This is a genomic window from Bacillus pfraonensis (assembly GCF_050768835.1).
Classification (GTDB): domain Bacteria; phylum Bacillota; class Bacilli; order Bacillales; family Bacillaceae_G; genus Bacillus_A; species Bacillus_A pfraonensis.
Genome location: NZ_JAHCDO010000014.1, coordinates 23,489 through 45,991 on the forward strand (window position 1 = coordinate 23,489; position 22,503 = coordinate 45,991).

Here is a 22,503-nt window from a genome sequence, read left to right on the forward strand (position 1 = left end):
CCACAATTATCTATTATTTTCATACTGCTTTTTATAATTTTTATAGTCTTTTAATGCACTTTGATTATTATATTTTCCCCCAGCAAAATATGTATTAATTTGCAACATATATGTAACTACTTTTCCCTCTTCATTCTTTTTCTTATAGTTTACATAGACGCTCATCTCTGATAGCTCCATTGGATTTTTTTTCGAATCTTTTGCAGCATCGAAATTAAATACAATTGACGCACCACCATATTCATCATATTGTAGCTTCAACGTATCATTTATCATTTGTTGAAATTCCGCTTCAGTTAAGTCATATCCTACTGAATTGGGTTCATCAAATCCTTTTTTATCATCACCCGGTTTCATCTTTAGTTTCCCTACTCCATGAAGACGATCCATAAGAAGCTTCACTTGAGAAACATCTAAGCTCAGATTTGTACTTTGTACTTGGCCGTTTTCATATTTAATATTTGTACTATATATTTTTTCTTTTTTATAGTTTTTAATTTTATCCTTTTCTTTTCTTGTATCAATTTCTGTAATTACTGTTTGCGTTGTACTACCATATAAGTTTTTCCCTTTCGTGTTATATACTCCATCAGTAGTTTGATATACATTTTTTTCGTGTATGCCATCTTCTTTTTCTTCAAATGTACTATGTATCACTCGTTCTTCTAAATGAGCATATCCATCATCACTCGCAGACATGACCGTTTTCATATCCCCTTCATCCAACGCTTTTACAAATGGTTCATATTTAATTTTCGTTTCAAAAAAGCTACACCCACTAAGTAAACTTCCAACGATCGCCATAAGCATCAGCACCTTAGCTTTCTTTTTCATACTGTCACCTCTTTCGTTACTCTTGGCATTTTGAGTTTCATACTGTTTCCTTTTTAGTAGTCATACACTTCGTCTTTTCCTAAAGATGTTTTGTTACTTACGTATTTAATATTGAAAACACTTTGGTCGTTTAATGGTATAGTGATGATATCCACTGTTAGTTTACTTCTCATTTTCAAATTGAAGTCTACCATCATCTACAGAATAATAATATACCTACTTCACTTATTGTTATTGATCTTAGCAAGTGCATAAAAAGAAAGAGCATATTTGGAAAAAACGATTAAAACATGCTCTTACACTTTTAATACAAATGATTCATTTTACGAACTTATATCATGCTTTCACACCAAATAATAAACGTAAAAAGTGCTTTAGGTTTATTCCTTAGGATACCGTTCTTTTATAAATTCTTCGATGCTATTACTTTTTTTGATTTCTTCTGATGATAACCAGGATGTCCCCCTTGTTCTATCCTTGTTGGTTAAAAAGATAGTAAATTCTTTATTATATAGTTCCTCTTTAAGGATAGTGGTCACCTTTGTCATATCCTCGGTAAAAAAATCGGGATTATTTTTATATTGGTCCATAATAACTAAAGTCACCTCATACTCCGGACACTCCCCATCTTTCGGATGTGAACAAGTAATACCTTCAAATACAAAACGGTCGTTTTGAACTTCCTTTAATCGATCTCCTACTTTTGTTTGAGTTTGAATCAAATATGTCCAATAACTTCTTAAAGTGTTTTTCATTGTTAGTAGCAGTTCTTCCTTCGTTATAACTTTTTGTACATTTTCAAAAGGGAGACCTATATATTCACCATTATGATCTTTAATTTCAAGTTCTGTAATCTTTTTATTACTCTTCTGAATGAGTTGAAATAGAGCATATAAACAATCTAATTCTGCTGATTCAAATTGACTATAATTAATCTTGTTACTCGTTTTTAAAGTTAGTAACAACTCATCAGTTGGTTTTTCTTCATAATCAACTATATACTGAAGAACACTTTCTTTTTCAAATTCCTCGTAACCTAATTTTTTAATTTCTTTTAAAATTGGTTTAAATTTCTTATATTCCTCATATGTATTTTTTCCGTATTGGTATTCATCTCCTTTTATTGTTGAATAGAAGAAGCCATCTACCTCTACTCGAAATTGCATATTTTTGTTGTTTTTGCTTGAACAGTATGATATGTATGTCCCATATTCCCTTCATGTATACCGTCCCAATCTGTTACAACAACATCGATTCCATGTTTTTCTTTTATGTATTTTTTTACCTGGTCTTCATTTTCATAATTACAACCACTCAAAAATAAGAAACATACCACTAACCACATTACATTTTTCATTCTTTTCATATAACCCCTAATACCCCTTCCTTACGTAAGAAATAATTCCTAGTTGTGTAGCAAATTCAAAGCCATCTTTTCCCACAATCAAAATAAGCTCCCCTCTTTCCATACAGGAAGAGGAAAGCTTATTTCCTTCTTATTTATTATTGCTCTTGCGTTTCTATCGCTTGATCTTTTTGCTCTCTTTTATTTTTCTCTATTACTTTTTCTACAAACTCATTCCGCCATATTTTAAATTTAACCGCAAATTGACCTTCAATTTTATTTCGATACCCTTCAAACTTCACTTCTACAATTTCAGAGTGATTAAATAGTTTATATGTTTCTCCTGTCAAACCGACTGGATGTAGTACTCCTCCATAATCATAGAACGTCTCATCATCTAACAAAACACCTCTTGTAGTGATTACATAATCTGCATCTTCTTCCGCGAAGCTTACTCTCACTACACTACCTAAAGGTAATACTTTTTCCATATAATCTTTCATATTAATTAACCGTCCCTTTTAATACTACGATTTTCTCTTCTATTTTTTGTCTCATTTTTTCTAGTTGACGAATCCGATCAATAAAGGCATCACGTGTTTTTCCTTGCAAGTTGCTATCGATACTACTTTCCAATCTTCTAATATCACTCGTTAAAGCTGATGCTGCTTTTTCAAGTTGCATTACTACGTTCATAATTTGATCTCGTCCACCGTTATCTGGAAATGTACTATGAACTTTATTCATTATCATATGTAAATCCATATTTATTACCCCTTCTTCCATTCTATCAATATCAATTTTTAATAATATGCAACCGCACCTAATTCTTCATCTTTTGCCATCATAGAAAACACTGCTTCTGAAACATCTTCATTCAATTGTTTCAAATCTTTTGAGAGCTCTTTTACATCTTTTGAGATTTCACCTAATAATGAACGGTTTATTCCTCTACTACCATCATTCATAAAGAGATGAAGCAATGAGTGGCGATGAGTTAAAATGTGCTCTGCTGCAATTGCAGTAACATTTGTATCTATTGTAAAATCACCTTTAAACATATCTAGTAAATCCTGCACATAAGAACCTGCTACTTCTTTGGCAATCTCTAAAATTTCAGTTGCCACTAGATACACCACGATGCGTCCAGCTAAAAAATCTACAGCTGCATTAAATACACTCTCTAGTACTTCTAATACCTTTTCTTTACCTTTAGCGAGTGTCGTCTCAATCCAATCTACAGCTGTATCTACTGCACTCTTAATTTCTATCGTAGCTGTTATACTAAATTTGATAGCTTCTGTTGTAGCTGTTGACTTTATACTTTCGAATTTATTAGCTATTTGACTAAAGTCTCCCGCAGTCGTTAGTGCAAATATTAGTGCACCAACTGGCGTACCATTTACCACTATATCTACTATAGCTTCTTCCTTTGCACTAAGATTTTTTTTCCCAGCAAGCCCCTTATACAAATTTCCTGCTGATCCTGACATCTCAAAAAAAGCAGGAGTCCAATCCGGCCCCGTACTATTCCCAGCTTTAAGCTTGTTTAAACGTAAATCTTTATTTTCATCATAATATTCACCGTTCTCAACAAAAGAATGTCCTTCCCCATTCAGCATCATATACACCCTTCCAGGGATAACAAAATCTGCAACTTTTATGCCACCATACAAAGGGTCATTCTCATTTACAATACTGAGGTTATTCTTCATATTGGAACCGTCACCGTATTTGGCAACATCCGTATTCAATACAGGTGCAGGGTTTAAAGTTAATACAGGAATATTATCCTTTTGATTTCTTAATGCAACTGTATTTGCTATGCCTCCACCCAACGAATGTCCTATTAACGTTATATTATTATTTTTTCCATGATTTCTCTTAATTCTTTCATAAAAATCTCCCCCCATATCGTACTGCCTAACGGGGTAGTCTGTATTAAACAAATTATTAAGTCCAATTGACGCATCTGCCCAGACATCAGGAGAGTCAATCGCTCCAATACCAAAGTATGTTTGCTTTGGCTGTGTTCCTACATATACTATTGTAATGTCACCTGTATTATTATCTTTAAGTGCATAAGCTCCGAATCCAGTAATTTTATCGTCTTCAAAGTCTATGAGTGTAGCATTAAATTTATCCTCTAATTGAATTTTGTTTTCATTATAAGGTTTATTATAAGGCTTTTCTCTTGCATTAAATTTATAAATATCATCACCAGCCAACTCTAACTTTCCTAAATCAGAGGATATTTTCAACTTGTTCGACATATTTCACCATACCTCCCCTTACTTTATTTGTTATCGTAATATTGTTTTTTATAATTTAAATATTCTTTTTTAGCATTTTTAGTGTTTTCTTCTTTACCATTAAATCTAACTGCTATTTGTTGAATATGTTTCAACATCTTGCCTTCCTCATTCCTTTTATCGTACGTTATTGATATCGTAATTTCACTTATTCGCATCGTTTTTTCTTTTCTGTCTTTGGCAGAATTAAAATCTATAACAATCGATGCATCTTGAAATTTATCATATTGTAGTTTTAATTTATCATTTATCATGTCTTTAAATTGCACTTCTGTTAATCCGATACCAATACTGTTTGGTTCGTCAAACCCCTTTGTATCTTTATCTGGCTTTAATTTCCCTATTCCTTCTAAATTATCTATAACTAGCTTAATCGAAGAAACGTCTAAGCTTGGATTCAAACTTTGCGCTTGATCATTGTTATAAATAATATAGGTATTATATTTTTCTTCTGATTTATAACTATCGTTCTCCTTATTTTTATTATTAGTTGTTTTATCAGCTATTTCTTGTGTTGTAGTTCCATATAAACTCTTATCATTCGTATTGTATATACCATCCGTAGTTTGATATATAGTTCTTCTATATTCTCCATCTTCTTTTTCTTCTATAATGGAGTGTATGATTTGTTCTTCTACACTCGCATATCCATCATCACTCGCAGACATAACCGTCTTCATATCGCCTTCATCCAACGCTTTTACAAATTTCTCGTAGTCTATTTTCGTTTCCCCAAAACCACACCCACTAAATAAACTCGCAACTATCGTCATAACAATCATCACCTTAGCTTTCTTTTTCATTTTCATACGGTCACCTCGTTCGTTACTCTTGGCATTTTAAGTTTCATAATGCTTCCTTTTTGGTAGTAATAGACTTCGTCTTTTCCTAAAGGTGCTTCGTTACTTATATATTTGATATTAAAGATACTTTGGTCGTTTAATGGCATGGCGATGATGCCTGCTGTTAGTTTACTTCTCATTTTCATCGGTAAGGCATCTCGGTTTCGATCTACATAGTCATGATGGCCTGCTAGGACAAAGTAAATACCAACTGTACGAGATAGATCTATTAAAGTTGTTGCGTCGTCCGTTTCTAGGTAAACAAGTCTACTAAATTCTTCAACGTTTGTCATGATGATAAGTTGTTTTGTAAATACTGGTATTTCTCTTCCTTCTTGTCTTGCTTGTGATAGTTCAAGAGATCGTTCGCGAATCACTTCCATCCAGTATTTCACATGAACGTTTACTTCATTTTCTTCTACGATGTAATGTGTCACATTGTCTTTATATTGAACGAAGCTATACTCGGCTGTATCTACTAATGTTACACTCTCAAAATATTCTTTATTCATTTGAGAAAGTATACTTGATACGATTTGTTTTCTCATACTATCATCTACGCTGTAGATCATTAAATGATCGTTAATCGCAATATCATGCGCAACAACTTCTACATTTGTGAAATCAAGACCCAGTGGAACTTGTCCTGCTTGTAATGCTTTGGTAACGTCCTTGTTTTTACGATATGTTAGAAGGTCAATAACTTCTGGCATCATTGGAATTGCCTTCGGACGTTCTCCATCCCATTCTTGATCCATTTCACTTGCTTCTTGTTGGAGTAATTGAATTTGCTCTAATTCGTCTTCTGCTTTTGTTGGTAATGCCGACTGGAATAATGTCGGTGAATCTAGTTTTATAATTGCTCGTCCTGCCATTTCTTCTACTTTCAAATCAGATCGACCTACAATGCCTGAGATTTCACTTTGGTCAATCATATATAGACATGTTTGCAGTTTAATGTTGTTGTATAGTTGAATACGCAGTGCATTTTGTCGTCCCGCACTAATTAAGGTATGAATTCCTAGGCTAGCACCTTCTCGGACGATTTGCATAATCAGCATTTCAAATTCCTCATAAAATTTAGCTTCTTTCACTGCATCGTAATTATCGATTGCAACGATGATATTCGGCATTTTTTTACCGCTAGCTTTCTCATACATTTCTATGCTTGCGACGTCATATTCACTTAACATACGTTTACGTTGTTTCATCTCTTGCGTTAATCTTTCAACTAATTTTAAGCACTTTTCTGCCTCGTCAATCGTAATCGTATCCGCAACATGTGGCAGTCCTTTTAATGGTAAGAGACCATTCGTACCAAGGTCTACTAAATACACATGCAAATGCTCCGGACTATTTTGACGCGCTACATCCATAATGACAGATTGTAAGAATGTTGATTTACCGTAACCTGGACTTGAGAAGACGGCAACGTGTCCATCTTTACTTATGTCTAATGTTAATGGTGTTTGTGACTGTAATTCAGGTTGGTCTAGTAAACCAACTGTTGCTTGCAATGGTTTCTTCGCTTCATTCCATGCTTCTTTAAAGTGAACTGGGTGTAAGTCTTGCAGGAATATTTTTTCTGGAAGCGGTGGTAACCACGGTCTTGCGAGTGCTTCGATTTGTCTATCTTCTGCGTAATCATGAATATAATCGATAACTGCATCCAGTTCGCTTGGTACGGTTGCAACTTCTTTGTTATTTCCAAGTCCACTTAAGTCTTCACTTAAGATTTCATATTGACCTAAGTCGTTGATCGCATAAATGGTTGTATCAAGACGATCTTGATCGTCCTTATCTTCTACGTAATCAGCACCGCTCCATGCAGATTGGAATAATTCATAGATTTCATTATTTCCGACCTGTAAGTATGCTCGTCCTGGCAGTGTAATTTCTGCTGCATCAGGTGTTTTTAATATTTCATTACTGTCTGACGTGTTTTGCACTTTAAGCGCTAGTTTAAATTTCGAGTTACTCCAAATTTGGTCATCGACAACCCCGCTTGGCTTTTGCGTAGCGAGTATTAAATGAATACCAAGAGAACGACCAATACGCGCTGTGGAAACTAATTCTTTCATAAAGTCTGGCTGTTCTGCCTTCAGCTCCGCGAACTCATCACTAATTAAGAATAGATGCGGCATTGGTTCTGTTACAGCGCCTTCTTTGTATAGCTTTTGGTATTGGTTAATATGATTCACATTATTTTCGCCAAATAAGCGTTGGCGTTTTTGTAATTCTGCTTTAATTGAAGCAAGTGCACGCATACTTTGCGCACCATCTAAGTTCGTAATCGTTCCTAATAAGTGTGGCAGATTTCTAAATAAGTTCGCCATACCCCCACCCTTATAGTCAATTAATAGAAAGGCAACTTCATACGGATGGAAATTGACTGCAAGAGATAGGATATATGACTGAATAATCTCCGACTTACCAGAACCTGTTGTACCAGCGATTAACCCGTGTGGTCCGTGTGCTTTTTCATGTAAGTTTAAATTTACAATGTCCTCTTTACCACGAAGACCAAGAGGAACAGCTAATGATTTATGAGCGGCATTTTTTGCCCAGCGGCTTGTAATATTTAGCTCATTCACTTTTTCGACGCCGTACATTTCTAAGAATGTAACACTTTCTGGAATACTATTTTTTAAATTTTGTAAATGATTGAGTGGTGCAAGTGCGCGTGACACATCTTCTAAGTTAAATCCTTCCGGAAAATGATCTGGTACGAACTGACGATTAACAAGTTCTCCTTGTTCTAAAATAATATTTCCTTTTTTCGAGTCTCTTATATCTACAACTGTCTTCACATGCTCTGGTAAGCTTTGCATCACATCTTGAACGAACACAAGCGATACACCTAAATCAGTTGGATCCTCATTAAAGAATTCCATTACAACGTGATCTAAGATGAGTTTTTCGTCCGTTATAAGGACAACATAATGCGGTGAAAAATGTATTTTTTCACTTGAATTGCTTTTTTCATCTACTTTCAGTTTTCGTTCTTTTAATATTTGATATAAGCTATTCAGTACTTGGTCTCGACTTCGGTCATGGTATACAAAACCGCGCACATTAATATCTCTTACACTTGCATGCGGGAGCCAGCGCATCCAATCCCACTTTTTCTTCTCCTCTTCAGGAAAAACAGTAATAAACTGTAAGTCATAATAACTATGGAATAAAGCGGTTTGCATCACTAATAGTTGTAATTGTTCTAGTACTAACGAACGTTGTCCAATATAGCCAACTGGTCCATTCATTAAATCTGTTACAACTGGAACGTCTGCTAAAGAAAGATATTGCTGCCTTAACTCACGTGCCATTGCAGTGAGTTCATCTTTAAATTGACTAAATTCTTCTTCATTAAACTCAATTTCAAAACTAGAATCCGCATTTCCTTTTCCTGCTCGGTATGTTAAGAAATCGTGGTGCATGATCGTTTTTTCGTATATACGAGGATTCACTTCTATCGCCATTTGTCGAATTTCTATAACGTCTGGATAATGATAATGAAGTGCATGACGTTGTTTCTCACTTTCAGCATACAGATCCTTTGTTTTTTGTACTAAGTATTCCCTATAACTCTTATCTCGCTCGGCAATATCAATTTTGTATTGCTTTAAGTTTTTTATGTACGATGTGATCGAAACAACAACAGTCACAATCGTCATTGCTAGCGATGCAAAAATGAATAAGCCGTATGACTGGAATATAGATAACAATACAGTTACCGCAATCATTACGAGAGATGGAGCAATAATTCTCGCTAATTGTTCAGTCGGTTTTGTTGGTTTGCTGGAAGGTCTTGCAATTTTCATTTTTTCAACTGGTTCACGATAAATAATTCGTGGTGAACGATGATAATCTGGATACTCATCATGATATAAGTTATCCGCTTCTAGTAGACTAGGTAATTGGGAATTCACCCGATTCTTCACTCCGAATATTTGCACATCTTCATTTCCCATTTGAATTGTTATGCCATCAAAATATAAGTGATCGCCCGTTTCTAATTCAGCTGCCTCTTCTAACTTAGAATAATTATGAAACACATTCCCTTCATACACGTTTATTTTAAAGGGCTCACTTAAAGTTTCACGAATAAACAAAATATCTGTAGCAGTATCTTGAATTGTTATGTCATCATAGTCATTTGTACTAACTGCTATGGAAAGTTTTCCTGATGTATCATATACAATCATTTCTTCTACCGTTGCAATCCAAATACGCATTGTTTTGCCATTTTTTAATTGAATCGTATTTGCTTTATTAAAATAAAGAGTTTTCTCTTCTATTTTCCAAGCAGCCAATTCATTATCCCAATTCAGTACTAATGATTCCTCTAAATCAAAATCAGTAATATGATTTGACCATTCTTTCCCAATCGTCACTGTAGGCCGTTCAGTTGGATGCAAGCGGCATTTATGTAACCGATTGCCGTAACTTAGTGCAAGTAGCTGCTCCATACTTCTCCACTTCTCCTTTTGTTCGCTCTATCTATAAGGAGTTTACATACGTAGGTTGGATGTATACGTACTCCCTATCTTTTCTTGTTGCTTATATATCCAGTATTCAGCAAAAGCTCCCTCCGTTTACTTTGCCTTTTCTGTATTCGATATATCTTTTTCATCGGATGAATCCCTATATTTTTTCTCATATTCATTTAATTGTTGTTCAAATGTTTTTAGCTTTTCATCGCGCTCTTTTCCTGGTAAATCCGGATTATTTTTTACTGCTTCTATTTGTTTAATTAACCCATACATAATTAATTGTGGATCATCGACACTTTTCGCTAAATCTAACGATTTATCAAAATTACCTTTTCCGTTATAAATCCAGTACAATAAATACTTTTCATCACTTTTTAAAGTAACATTTTTCATAATTGCTGCTTTTTGCGCATCAGATAGTTTTTCTACTTTCAAGTAGGAATACGCTAACTCATATTTAGATGCGAATGGTAATGTTTCAAACTCTTCTTCGCTCAAATTATTAATTACTTTGTCATAATCCGTTGCTAGGAAATTTTTATTCGCTTCTAAAAGCTTATTTTGATAGGGTACTTTCATAAAGGTATAGTAAACGACTGGTGCTGCTAGAATAACTGTTGCTGCCGCAAACGAGAATGCTAAGTATTTAAATAATTGAAACTGTTTTTTCGGAACAAGCTGCATTGTTTTTTCTGCCTTTTCTTGTTCCTTTAGAAAATTCACTTCAATAAACTGTAGCAATTCCTCAAAGCTTTCCATGTTCACGACATTCTGTTCAAATGTCGTTTCTTTTGCATTTTCTAATAAACCAGCATATAAATCATCATAACTATGTTTTTTAGAAAACAGCGCTACAATAAGGCATTTGTATTGGAATAAAAATTGATCTTCTGTTAGTGGTTTTGGCGGGACAATATCTCGAATTCCGCGATGTATAATAAATGGCATTAAATTTGCATCAAATACTAAATTGTCAGGGTGTAAAAAGAAAGTTATTCTTCTATGTAAATACTTTTGAAAATGGGCTACATTTCGAATTAAACGTAATTTTTCATTTCTTCCTAATCCCTTTAAATCTCCCCATTTCAATAAATTCTTTTCTATTGTATATGTAAAAATAAATGTATCATCTTGTTCTTCTATAGTTACTGGTAGAAAAATAGATGATACATCTGTTAATAACTCCAATTGACGGTTATCTTTTACTTGCGTTTGTGATTTAGCAAGTTCTAATTTCCAAGTATCTTCTTCTATTTCAAATCGATACTCCATTGAATCAATCTGAATTATTTTCTCCGTCATGTTCTACCTCTTCTCCTTTTTCACCATAAACCTATTTCCATTGAATAGGCTACGTGCTTTGTTCATAATTATGTAATTTATATTACTTGTAATATATCCCCATCTGTTATTTGATAATCTACCAATCTATCATCATCTGTTAATAATAACGATTTATTCACAACTTTAATTACATGATTTGATGTATCGTATTGTTCGATATTCAATGTTTCAATTAAATTTTTAAGCAAATATTTAACAGATTGATGATTTGGAATTCGTAAATCGTATGTATTTCCATTCCATTTATGAAAATCAACAGTGACGTTAATATGTGTTTGTATAGCCATTCGTGATTCTCCTTACATCAAAATTTTCCGAATGATGATTCCAAATCCAATAAAAATGAATATAATCCCAATAATGATTAATCCAATCAATGTTGGACTAATTGGTTCTTCCGTTTTTGCTTGGCTACTATCTATTTCACCAGAACTTTCCTTCACATTATAATCTTTTGAAAATAAGCTTTGCTGTGTGTCTTTCATATCATCTATTTTTTTCGTATTTAAAAATAAAGAGTCATTCAACTCTTTCATCTCTTTCGTTTCTTTCTTTTGTTTTTCATGAATTTGCTTTTCAACTTCTGGGTTAAATAGTTGAATGGCCGCTTTATCAAGTTCTGTCTCTTGTTGCCCTTTTTCATTTCCTTCTTGATTCTCTTGGTGTACACGATCCACTTTAAACTCAAGTTTACCATTGTCATTCAGGTAACTGTCTGCCGCGCCCCTCATGGGTAACGCGGCAAACAAGAAAAGAAAAAAGACAAATGATAACTTAACTAGCTTTATGCACTGTTTCATCATCGTCCTTATTTTCCTCCCACCTTTTATGCCATACAAATAAATTCATAATAAATCCAACAATTGCGATTACAAGAAGTACTGCGAAAGTGACATGCCCATCATTTTTACCACTTATAAAATTGTTGAAGAAGTCTTCTATATACTGTAGTGGTGAAAATTCGCGTAACTTACCAAGATGGGATGTCTTAGTTACTTTGACTCCAACAGCTTCTGTTAAAAATAAATACAGACTTAAGGATGTCAATAAGATAAACATACCTATCATTTTTATTTGACGTAATAGATATGTTGAAACAAAGACAAAAGCCATCATTGTAATTGTTATAAAGGCGATCCAAATTAACTTTTGGTTCCCGCTGAATTCCAATAGTTTTCCAGCGATCATACCAATTATTATTCCTTCAACAATAGCTATTCCAAATGTAATTGCCGTAACTGGTAAGTTCATATCTAAAATCGATAATTTCTCTTCAAAATCATCTTTTTGACTCCGCTTTCTTTCTTGATTCGCAATCGCGTATGACGTAAATAAAGAAACAATAAAACATACTAATACAATTAAATATGGTGTGAAGGTATTTCCAGCTGTAATAACACCATCATTTTGTTTTAAAACTGGATTCGCTAAAAATTGGTATAACTGTTCATTTTGTCGTTCACCAATGCGGCTATTCGCTAATACTTTACTGAAGTTTTTCGAGAATGATTTATCATCTGATACTTTTTCAGTTAAATTGTTTAATAATGTATCAGCTTTTGACACAATCGTTACACCACTATCTTGAATCTCTTTTGCTTGATTATTAATTTGATCAAATGTTTTATATACCTCATCAGAGGCTAACAACGTCCCTTTGGAACTTTCAGCTAGCGATTGACTCTGCGTGAATAACGATTTCAACCCAGTATCTAATGCTAATATAGCTGTCTGTTCTCCCTCACGATTACTTATTAATACTTTTTGTTCCTCCATCAGCTTCAAGCTATTTTCACGCCACTTCGCTGCACCATTTAAATACTCAGCTAAGTTCGTATTCATGACATTAGCTTGTTCTGATGTTTGCTTAAATGTTTCTGCTAAACGATCTGAATTTTGGCTAGCATTGTTAGCTATTACTTGTAAATCATTAATTTTTTGTTTTACTTGATCCATATCAGACGTAACTTCTGCATGAATCTCAGATGAAACAAGATTTGTAATCATATCTATTACATTTTGTTTATTTAACATGTAATAAAGAGAATTTGGTGTAGCAAGATTTTTTAACGATGCTGTTTCTAACTGTCCTGATAAATCTTCTGTTTTCATATCGAGCCCATAATATAGTTGGTATAGGCCTAATAATTCTTCATAATTTTTTACTGTGTTTACAGCATCCTTCATTAAACCATCCGCTACTGATGCTGAAGATAGATTTTCCGATTTCTGATGGACAATATGGTCATTTGTACGTTCTGTTTTTTCACCGTATTTATTTCCATCACCTGGATCGGTTGTACCGCCACCTTCACCTGGCTTCGTTGGATCCGTTGTACCGCCGCCTTCACCTGGCTTCGTTGGGTCCGTTGTGCCGCCGCCTTCACCTGGCTTCGTTGGATCCGTTGTACCACCACCTTCACCTGGCTTCGTTGGATCCGTTGTACCGTCGCCTTCACCTGGCTTCGTTGGATCCGTTGTGCCGCCACCTTCACCCGGATTCGTTGGGTTCGTTGTGCCGCCACCTTCACCTGGCTTCGTTGGATCCGTTGTACCGCCGCCTTCACCTGGCTTCGTTGGATCCGTTGTACCGCCGCCTTCACCTGGCTTCGTTGGATCCGTTGTACCGCCGCCTTCACCTGGCTTCTTGTCACCATCTTTATTAGGCTTTGTTGTTTCATTGCCAGTAGTACTATCAGTCAATTGTTTAATCGACTGTACTGGTGTTTTCACACGATTTGTTAGCTGAACGACTTGACTATTTTGTTCACTATTACTCCCATTGTTTGTTTCTGGATCAACAGGAGAAGTAACTTCAGGTTTTGGATAAGGTGTTGTTTTTTCAGCAGTATGAGTCAAATCCCATTTCCATGTTACTGGTTTAAAAACATCAATATTTGCGTTTTCATCTGATAATTTGACATGCACACTAACAGATAAGTCCCCTGCTTCTTGGGGAGATAGCTTGACGCTTCCATTACTTAAATAGTCTGCAGTATGGTCTTGCCCATTAATCATTAAAGATTCAGTACCTGAATACAGTTCAAATCCCTCTGGAAGTTGTAAACTAAACGTTTGCTCTGCATCCATTTTTGAAATTTTTTCTTTATCTTCAAAAGTAATTCCATCAGTAGCTAAGCCCTTCTTAATATTCTTGATTGTATTTTCTAATGGAATATCGTTAGAGCCTTCATAATGGAAGTCATTTTCTTCACTATACTTCTCAGAAACTTTCACTACATTTTTCAGTTGCGTTTTTGTCTCATCAGGTAATGTGAGTCCATCAATTTCTTCAACATTCATACTTGCTAACTTATTTATCAAACTTTCAATTTGTTTCTTAATTTGATCGTTTGGTTGTTGCATTAAAGTATTTAAATATATCTCTTTTTTATCATTACCCGACAGCTTTGCTTTTAATTTCTCATTGATTGTTTCCTGGATATTTGTCTTTAGCTTATCCGCTAGCTCCGCATCATAACTTTTCATTTTATTCGTGACATCTGCTAAATATTGTTGAATTGCCATTGAGTCGGATAAAACATCAGATTGTTTATCTGAGTCATTGAAATGGCTTGCTATTACTTTATTCGCCGATTCTAATGCACTTAATTGCTTTAACACATCATTTGTGTTGAGATCGCTAGTAAACAGATTGAGCTGATTTGAAAAATTATTTGCTAACAAATTATTGTTTGTCTGCAAGTTTTGGAGATTACCGAAACCATCTAAATAAGAAACATTAGATTTCGCACCCTCATCAATTGTTTGCCCAAACCTTTGTAATACCCCTTGAAACCCTTTAAAACTATCAACCGAGACACCTGTATAATCTTGTACTGTTTTAAATTGTTGTGTATAGTTTGCCAAAGGACTATGTACATCTGTTTTATATACTTTCATATGTGCTTGTTCTTTATCTACAATTGCCCCAACGTTATCCTGTGCAGCTTGTAATTTCCCAATAATGCTAGCGAAATAAACATCTATAATACGTCGATTAAAATCTTCTAAAATCGATGCTGCCGTCTTTTCTGCTTCTGTTTTTAACTCTTTATTTCCAGTTGCATTTACTTTATAACTTAAAGTTAATTTCTCTGGTGCTTCAGCATGAATTGACACAGCCTTTCTAGAAAAGTCATTTGGAATTACAATCATCATATTATAGTTATTATTTTTCAAACCACTTTCTGCTACCCCACGACTGACTACATACCACTCTTGATTATTGTCTTTATTGATGTTTTTTATAAACTGATCTCCAAACGCTATTTTGTTTCCCTCAAATACCGTTCCTTGGTCTTCATTTACTAAAGCAACCGTCATTTTTGGAGTGTTTTTTTCATCTTCTTTCTTTAGCTTTTTATTTAAAGCTAAATAGGACGTCCCTGTTGCAAATACAAGAGCTAACACGATAAACAACAAGACACTCCACTTAAACTTTTTCAATACTTATCACTCCTGCGAATAAAAAAATCTAAAACCTGCCTATTACACATAAAAATTAAAATTTATTCTTTTCTTGAAAGTAAGTTAGCCATACAACAGAAGTCGCATGGCTAACTTTGAAACCTTCTTTTTATGTAGAGAATATCAGTGTTTCTTATTTCAAGCCGAAATTACGTGACAACTCTTCATCATGAGAAGCGACTGCTTCTGCAGTTTTTGAAAGTTGAACATTAATCTCATGTAATAATTGTGCGAAGTTTTCTACTTTCGGTCTTAATTCATTAAATTGTCGATCAAAACCTTCGAAAGCACGCCCTTCCCATTCCCCTCGCAATTCATTCTGTAACCCTTGTAATTTACGAAGAATGTCATCAATTTGTTGAGAGCTTTGCCCATATAAAGCAGATTTTGCTTTAAGCTCCTCAGGACTCATACGAATTTGTCCAGCCATTAAAATTTCCCCCTTAATAATGAATGATTTAGTAGAATCAACTAAAATTTAACTCTACCTGGATAATTATAGAATAATAATAATAAATTGAAAAGGAATTTTTCAATCATTCTAAATATATATTAAAATCAACATTTTACGATATATTATTTTTTTACCAAATTATAGTTAAATATAATTTTTTTGAATATATTATCCTATTTTCCTTACACATACTCCTTAATTCCTTGTATAAAAACTTGTTTATCACGGATTAAAAATCCCAAACTTTTTCTGCCATTATCTCCCTCTTCTATTTCTACAATTGGTATTCATATATTGCCAGCCAAACTCTCTGACTCCATTACAATTACCATAAACCCTGTTTCTATACTTGTTTCATGAAATTTCCCTTCATCCCATCAGAACACAACATGCACTGATTGTACTTTCACCTACACTCCCCTTCTCCTTACACAATAAGAAGCAGCTGGGACACAGCTGCTTCTTATTATGTAATTCCTTTTAGCTTTATTCTTTATGTATATAAAACCATTTTTATAGTTTGCAACTTATGCCCTTCAAAATTCTCTTCAAATTGCTCTAAAGCTGCAAAGCCCTTTGCTTCATAAAAGCACTTCCCTTTTTCATTCGCGGCTTCTACATGGATATAAATCTTTCGAACACCTTCTAAAAGGGTAATACCTCTTTGCAATAAAGCTGTACCAACCCCTTTTCCTTGGTGTCCCGGTAATATATAAATCGCTCCTAATTCCGCTTCATTTTGATATTTAATAGGTGAAAAATTGGCAAATCCAACAATTTGATCATCTATTTCTGCTACGAATATGTGCGAATGTTCCATACGTCGTTTCATCATTTCATTTGAATACGCTCGCTCTAAAAATTCATCTTGAATCCCCTGTGGAATAATTCCTTTATATGTATCATGCCAAGCCACTTTCGCCACATTTTGTACAACGGCAATATCCTTTGCGTTCATATCTCTAACTACATACGTCATCTTGATGTCTCCGTTCTTTTCAAATTGTATTCTGCTAATATGTTACAGGAAACTGGATTACCATTTTCATAGTTTACTTTAATTAATTTTAAACTTTCTACAACTGCCTTTTGTGCGCTGAAATCTTTATATACAAATTCCATTACACGGATAAACTGTTCTTTGTCTAAACGGTTTGCAATCGTACAATGCGGTACCCATTTCTCAGGTACATAATATGACTGCGGCTGATCATGAAAATCCGCGAAATGATTATGGAATGATTGATGAAGTTCTAACAATCTTCCCGTTACTGTTGGTGCGAGAAAAATAGTTCCATTTGTAGGAAATGTACCAACAGAAGAAAATCTAACTGGAAAGCACCCTATATGTTCTGTAAATTTTTCTAATTCCTCTCTATACAGTTTTAAATCCAAAGTATGATAATCTGCTAATGTAATATGAGGTTCTATGTCTTCGTTATGTCCAATATCTATTCGTTCCTCTCTAATCTCTTTCACGTGCTTTGAAAATATTTCATCAAATGTAGCAATAACAGCATACATCCCTCTTCACTCCTTCAACTTTTTTAACGCTTCCCACTCTTCACGTATCATCCCCATTCGAATAGAATCATAATATGTCCCTTGGTAATAGCGACATTTCCGCATTCTCCCCTCTAGCTTCATCCCAATTTTTTCTGCAACTTTTATCATTCGCTCATTTCCAGACCACGTCGTTAATCCAACTCTACCAATTTCCATATTCCTAAATAGCAAATCTCTATATAATCGCAAAGCTTCTGTACCATATCCTCCATTCCAATACGCTGGTTCATAAATGGTAATCCCGATTTCTAGCCAACGCGTTGGCTTGTACTCCCAATAGAAACCTACAGTTCCGATTATTTCCCCCTCATTCTCAACAATAAGCTGAGATAATGGTTCATCTTTTAATCGTGCTTGTAAATTTTCTTTGTACACGGAATATTCCTGAATTGAAAACGGAAAGTACGGCGCATCCCACTTCTTCCACTCAGGTTCTTCTTCCTTATATATTTGTGAATATAACGACTGTATATCTTTCTCTTCTATTTTTCTTACTATCACTTTTTCCCCTTGCATATATATACGTTCCATATTTGCCTCCCATGCCATTAAATCGAATATTAGAATTAAACATATTAATAATATTATATTTATTTTTTGGAAAAATCAAACAATAATAAAGTCATTTATTGTATAATATTGTAAAAAGTCGACGGAGGGATTTGATGTTAAACAAAACATCTCAATTTGTGATAAAACTTTCATCCATTGTTTTATCACTTTTACTATTACTAAATCTACCTTATTTACTTGTCACGCAAGGCGGCTTCACTTTTCAACCAATTATATTTTTCAAACAAATTTTCACTATGTTCAAACAGGTATTCTCCCCTGAATCCCTCGTAGTTTTAACGTCAGACGCAAAGTTTGGTAATGTAAAAGAAGTACCATTATTCCCAACTGTTTTAGAACCTTACGTATATTCATTTACTGTTTTATTTGCAGCTTTTTTTCTTGCACTTTTTCTTTCATCTAGCATGGCTTTTTTCTATTTTTTGGCGAAAGATTCTATTAAAAAATGGATTAACAGATTTATTTTTATATTAGAAGCGATCCCTGATATGATGATGATGATTTGTTTACAAATATTTTTCATTTGGGTACTTCAGAAATTTGGAGAATCTCCTGTCACAATTATCTCTTTTAATGAAAATCGAGCTTATTTACTTCCTAGTTTATCTTTAGCAGTCTTACCTACATTACAAATGTTTCGGATGATGGTGTTATACATAAAAGAAGAACATGAAAAACAATATGTAGAGGTTGCATATGGAAAGGGCCTTTCATCAAGTTATATACTATGCATTCATTTATTCAAAAATATATCGATTCACTTTTTCCATCATTTAAAAACAATTTTTGTTTTCTTGCTTTCTAACTTGTTCGTTTTAGAATTTGTTTTTAATATGAAAGGCATTATTCAATTTTTATTTAGTAAAGCATTCATTTCACCCGCTGCTACATTTATCATACTTATCATGATTATTTTACCATTTTATATACTCTTTCAAATCATTTCTTTCATGATGAATAGGTGGCAAAAGCAAATGAAAGGAGAAACTTTATGAAATCTATTTGGAAATCAAAACGCTTTTTAGTCGGATTCATTTATCTTTTCTCATTAGTTATTGCTAGCTTTATTTATAGTTTTTTCTTTAAAGATAGTATACCCCAAGCACCTCTGTTGCTTTATAATGACAAGAATGAGTTACTTGGAAAGGCACCCTTTCCACCATCTTTAATGCCACCTTTTGGCTCTGACCGTTTCGGGGATTCTATCTTCTTACAAATTTTAGACGGAGCGAAATTTACAATTGTATTCGCTATCGTAATTAGTTTTTTCCGTATTTTATTTGGGACATGTTTAGGCGTTCTATTAAGTTTATACGGCGCAAAATGTAAAAGATTTTTTCAGGCATGTTCAGAGGTATTTTATTATATTCCAACTGTATTTATTGCATTTATACTTATTACACCGGTCAATATTGTAATTACATCAAACGCGGATCGACTAAGCCCAAATATCCCATTTGCACTTTATCAAGCTATTATACTCATTTTTATTGCTCTCCCTACAATTTCGTTATATATTTCATCAGAAGTTGATGAATTTATGCAAAAAGATTATATATTAAGTTCACAATTAATGGGGGCAAGCCGTTTCCATATTATAAAGAAACACTTACGTGTCTTATTAATCGATCGTATATTTGTTTTATTTATGGAGCATATTGTACAAACACTCATACTCACGATTCACTTGGCATTACTTAACATTGTGATCGGCGGGGTACAACTGAAAGAAGTGGACCAAGGTGAGTTCAAACCCGTTTCACTCTCAAATGATTGGGCAGGTCTTATCGGATTAAATCGTTATGAAATGAATCTTTCATTATGGATTATTTTTTATACACTCATTACATTCTTTATTACAATACTCTTCATTAAACTCATGACAACTGGAATTCAAGACGCACTAAAATCAAGAAATTTCCAAACAGTTATGATACAACCTGTTCAGGATCAAAAAATATATGTAGAAAATAAAGATTCTTTTTCGTTTGTTTCTTCAGAAGAACGAAAACAGTCTTCTCTACATTTGTAAAAATGTGATTAGACGAAACTGCTGTTATATCATTTTGGAGGAATTTATTATGAAACATGTTCAAGAACTATATCAACAATTTCAAGAAGAAATGGGATGGAGTCACAATGATAGACGCAATGAATTTCAGCACAGTAAAGAATTTCTCCTATATATTCATATGTTATTGACGACAGAGGTCGCTGAAGTCGCCGAGGAATTTCGGGCACTCTTTTACAGAACTGAACAACTAAAAAAAGAAGGCGTTTCTGAACATGAAGCATATGCTCAAGCGAAGGAAGAAATTCGTGAAAATCTTGGTAAAGAGCTTGCTGATTGTCTAGCTTATTTATGTAAGTTAGCTAACTTTTTTGATTTTAATTTAGAAGATGAACTTCGCAACAAATTAGATGAAATACGAATGCGCTCCCAAAGTCTACAAGATAAAAAATAGGAGGATATTCTTCCTCCTATTTTTTATCTATATACTTTTAATTCCTTCTCTTTCACTTTAAGAAGAAGTCCCTTCTCTATCCAGCCTTCCACACCATCTTTTTTAATTAAATCATATCCCGTACAGCTATCATCAATAAGCGAAACAATATCACCTTTCCTTACACTGATTTGTGCACAAGAAATATCCGTTTTAACAGTATAATCGTCTGATTCATTTTGCTTTATATATTCATTTTTAACATATAAGCATTTCTTTGTTTCTAGTTGTTTACATATTGTAAAATCAACATTTGTTTCAACTGGTACAATATGATAATGCGGATACGTAACTCCGCCTTGCATCATTGGTTCTGCATCAAAATCTGCTAATATTTCATATCGCGGAAAATGATCTACATATGTATATGAAAACACATCTGTAGAAATTGATCTATGAATGATAAATGCATTTAATTGTCCCGCTTCTTTAATCGCATTTCCCCCATCAATCGCAATTATTTTCTTATGTTCATCGATAACTGGATTATTAGATGGCGCCTCTTCAGAATAATTGACAACAGGCCAGTGCCCAACGATTGCATACTTATTTGCACGATGTGATTTCGTATAAAACTCCGGCATTGCAATCGCATGTTTCCGTTCAGTCTTCTTCCAATCTTCTATATCTTCAAGTCCTGCGTGCACAAAAATATAGTCATCTGTTTCAATTACAGTCGGCAATTCTGTAAGCCATTTTATTTCTATTGAAAAGTGACTCGTTAATTTCTCTTTTACCTCACGAATATCCGTCTCTTCGTTAATATGAAAACCTAATTGATCAAGCCATTCATTAAATATAGAGTACTTTCTCGTACATAAATAGTTTATTAACCCTGGATTTTCATTTAAGAGAGCATCAACTATTGCTTCACAATTCCCTTCAATCACATGTACGTTTGGATTATGAGCCTCAAGCTCCCTAACATAGTTTACAACACCTATACTATTTCTTCCTTTTTCACAAAGATCACCATTAATGATTAAATAATCCTCTGTACTAAAGTTAACTTTGCTTAATAATTTTTTTAAAAGCTCTAATTCGCCATGAATATCAGAAATAACAATAACTCTTCCCTCATTTGGAATTGATATTTTTTTTATTTTATCCAATATAGACGCTCCTTTTTTCATTTACAACTTTCTACACATTTAAATATTCCTTTATTATGTCATGAAAACTATTCGACAAGAAACTTATCGTACCTTTTTTATAATTTATTTCTGCTATAACTAAAAATAGTAGATTCTATATGTTATCGCATCTAGAATCTACTATTTTCTTCTCTATTATAACTCTTTATGAAATGAATAACTTACCTTTTCATAACCTTCTCGCTCATAAAAACGGTGAGCATCTATACGCGAAAAAGCTGATGTTAGAGCAATACAAGTACAGCCTTGTTCTTTTCCCCATTTTTCTATATATGATAGCAATTCTTCACCATACCCTTTCGACCGATACGCCTCTGCTGTTACAAGATCATATACAAAAACATGTTTCTTATTATAGAAATTCGTACAAACAGCTACACCAGCAAGACTAACAGCTTCACCATCTTCATTACATAAAGAAAACAGTTGGTAATTTTCTTCTTTCATCTGACGAAATAAAGATTGAGCTTCCTCTTTTGTAAGTGCAGTTCGTAATTGTTGTAAAACAGGTAATACCTCATCTAGTTGTTCTTCTGTTTGTATTTCCTTCACATTCATCAGTAATCTCTCCTAACTATTTATAAAATTTTCTAAATGTTATATCATTATTTT

The 22,503-nt window shown here is 33.8% G+C and carries 18 protein-coding genes and 3 pseudogenes; 3 read left to right on the forward strand and 18 right to left on the reverse strand.

Annotated features, from left to right (window positions below):
• Window positions 1–6: 6 nt before the first annotated feature.
• The 16 genes and pseudogenes from KFD70_RS14695 to KFD70_RS14770 all read right to left on the reverse strand — a co-directional run bounded on the left by KFD70_RS14695 (window position 7) and on the right by KFD70_RS14770 (window position 18,191).
• Entirely contained in the window at window positions 7–834 is an 828-nt protein-coding gene (locus tag KFD70_RS14695) for a DUF3952 domain-containing protein (RefSeq protein ID WP_336453645.1), read from the reverse strand.
• Window positions 835–1,214: 380 nt separating this feature from the next.
• Window positions 1,215–2,200: pseudogene (locus KFD70_RS14700) on the reverse strand (hypothetical protein).
• A 137-nt stretch (window positions 2,201–2,337) separates the two neighbouring features.
• On the reverse strand, window positions 2,338–2,682 hold the full coding sequence (locus KFD70_RS14705) for a DUF4176 domain-containing protein (protein WP_336453646.1): 345 nt from the start codon (window positions 2,680–2,682) through the stop codon (window positions 2,338–2,340).
• A 1-nt stretch (window position 2,683) separates the two neighbouring features.
• Entirely contained in the window at window positions 2,684–2,944 is a 261-nt protein-coding gene (locus KFD70_RS14710; protein ID WP_336453647.1) for a hypothetical protein, read from the reverse strand.
• Window positions 2,945–2,982: 38 nt separating this feature from the next.
• On the reverse strand, window positions 2,983–4,452 hold the full coding sequence (locus KFD70_RS14715) for a lipase family protein (protein ID WP_336453648.1): 1,470 nt from the start codon (window positions 4,450–4,452) through the stop codon (window positions 2,983–2,985).
• 23 nt (window positions 4,453–4,475) lie between these two features.
• Window positions 4,476–5,300 carry a DUF3952 domain-containing protein gene (locus KFD70_RS14720; RefSeq protein WP_431613215.1) on the reverse strand — a complete coding sequence of 275 codons (825 nt, stop codon included), beginning with the start codon at window positions 5,298–5,300 and terminating at the stop codon, window positions 4,476–4,478.
• A pseudogene (essC, locus tag KFD70_RS14725) lies at window positions 5,297–9,526 on the reverse strand (type VII secretion protein EssC); the annotation flags it as partial. The pseudogene essC and the gene KFD70_RS14720, both read right to left, overlap by 4 nt.
• Window positions 9,518–9,802 (reverse strand): annotated as a pseudogene (locus KFD70_RS14730) (FtsK/SpoIIIE N-terminal domain-containing protein); the annotation flags it as partial. The pseudogenes KFD70_RS14730 and essC, both read right to left, overlap by 9 nt.
• A gap of 126 nt (window positions 9,803–9,928) precedes the next feature.
• Window positions 9,929–11,128 carry a type VII secretion protein EssB gene (gene essB, locus KFD70_RS14735; protein WP_336453651.1) on the reverse strand — a complete coding sequence of 400 codons (1,200 nt, stop codon included), beginning with the start codon at window positions 11,126–11,128 and terminating at the stop codon, window positions 9,929–9,931.
• 77 nt (window positions 11,129–11,205) lie between these two features.
• Complete coding sequence (locus KFD70_RS14740) at window positions 11,206–11,457, reverse strand: EsaB/YukD family protein (protein WP_336453652.1); 252 nt, start codon at window positions 11,455–11,457, stop codon at window positions 11,206–11,208.
• 12 nt (window positions 11,458–11,469) lie between these two features.
• On the reverse strand, window positions 11,470–11,973 hold the full coding sequence (gene essA, locus KFD70_RS14745; protein ID WP_336453653.1) for a type VII secretion protein EssA: 504 nt from the start codon (window positions 11,971–11,973) through the stop codon (window positions 11,470–11,472).
• Window positions 11,945–15,619 (reverse strand): type VII secretion protein EsaA, encoded by a 3,675-nt coding sequence (gene esaA / locus KFD70_RS14750; RefSeq protein ID WP_336453654.1) that lies wholly within the window; start codon window positions 15,617–15,619, stop codon window positions 11,945–11,947. The genes essA and esaA overlap by 29 nt, the downstream gene beginning before the upstream one ends.
• 154 nt (window positions 15,620–15,773) lie before the next feature.
• Window positions 15,774–16,070, reverse strand: a complete 297-nt coding sequence (locus KFD70_RS14755) for a WXG100 family type VII secretion target (protein WP_241815638.1) — start codon at window positions 16,068–16,070, stop codon at window positions 15,774–15,776.
• Between the two features lie 517 nt (window positions 16,071–16,587).
• Entirely contained in the window at window positions 16,588–17,073 is a 486-nt protein-coding gene (locus tag KFD70_RS14760) for a GNAT family N-acetyltransferase (RefSeq protein WP_336453655.1), read from the reverse strand.
• Window positions 17,070–17,618, reverse strand: a complete 549-nt coding sequence (locus tag KFD70_RS14765; RefSeq protein WP_336453656.1) for a 2'-5' RNA ligase family protein — start codon at window positions 17,616–17,618, stop codon at window positions 17,070–17,072. The genes KFD70_RS14760 and KFD70_RS14765 overlap by 4 nt, the downstream gene beginning before the upstream one ends.
• Before the next feature lie 6 nt (window positions 17,619–17,624).
• Complete coding sequence (locus tag KFD70_RS14770) at window positions 17,625–18,191, reverse strand: GNAT family N-acetyltransferase (protein WP_336453657.1); 567 nt, start codon at window positions 18,189–18,191, stop codon at window positions 17,625–17,627.
• A 134-nt stretch (window positions 18,192–18,325) separates the two neighbouring features.
• Here KFD70_RS14770 and KFD70_RS14775 point away from each other — a divergent pair, with 134 nt between their 5' ends.
• From KFD70_RS14775 to KFD70_RS14785, 3 genes are read left to right on the forward strand one after another with little or no spacing between them, the layout of a single operon-like run.
• Entirely contained in the window at window positions 18,326–19,228 is a 903-nt protein-coding gene (locus KFD70_RS14775) for an ABC transporter permease subunit (protein ID WP_336453658.1), read from the forward strand.
• Entirely contained in the window at window positions 19,225–20,265 is a 1,041-nt protein-coding gene (locus KFD70_RS14780; protein WP_336453659.1) for an ABC transporter permease, read from the forward strand. The genes KFD70_RS14775 and KFD70_RS14780 overlap by 4 nt, the downstream gene beginning before the upstream one ends.
• Before the next feature lie 49 nt (window positions 20,266–20,314).
• Window positions 20,315–20,698, forward strand: coding sequence for a MazG-like family protein (locus KFD70_RS14785; protein ID WP_336453660.1), 384 nt, complete (start codon window positions 20,315–20,317; stop codon window positions 20,696–20,698).
• A 23-nt stretch (window positions 20,699–20,721) separates the two neighbouring features.
• On the opposite strand, the gene KFD70_RS14790 is transcribed toward KFD70_RS14785, so the two are convergent.
• Window positions 20,722–21,849: a metallophosphoesterase gene (locus KFD70_RS14790; RefSeq protein ID WP_336453661.1), complete on the reverse strand. Its 1,128-nt coding sequence runs from the start codon at window positions 21,847–21,849 to the stop codon at window positions 20,722–20,724.
• A gap of 177 nt (window positions 21,850–22,026) precedes the next feature.
• A complete protein-coding gene (locus tag KFD70_RS14795) occupies window positions 22,027–22,449 on the reverse strand; it encodes a GNAT family N-acetyltransferase (protein WP_336453662.1) in 423 nt (140 codons plus the stop codon).
• Window positions 22,450–22,503 lie beyond the last annotated feature (54 nt).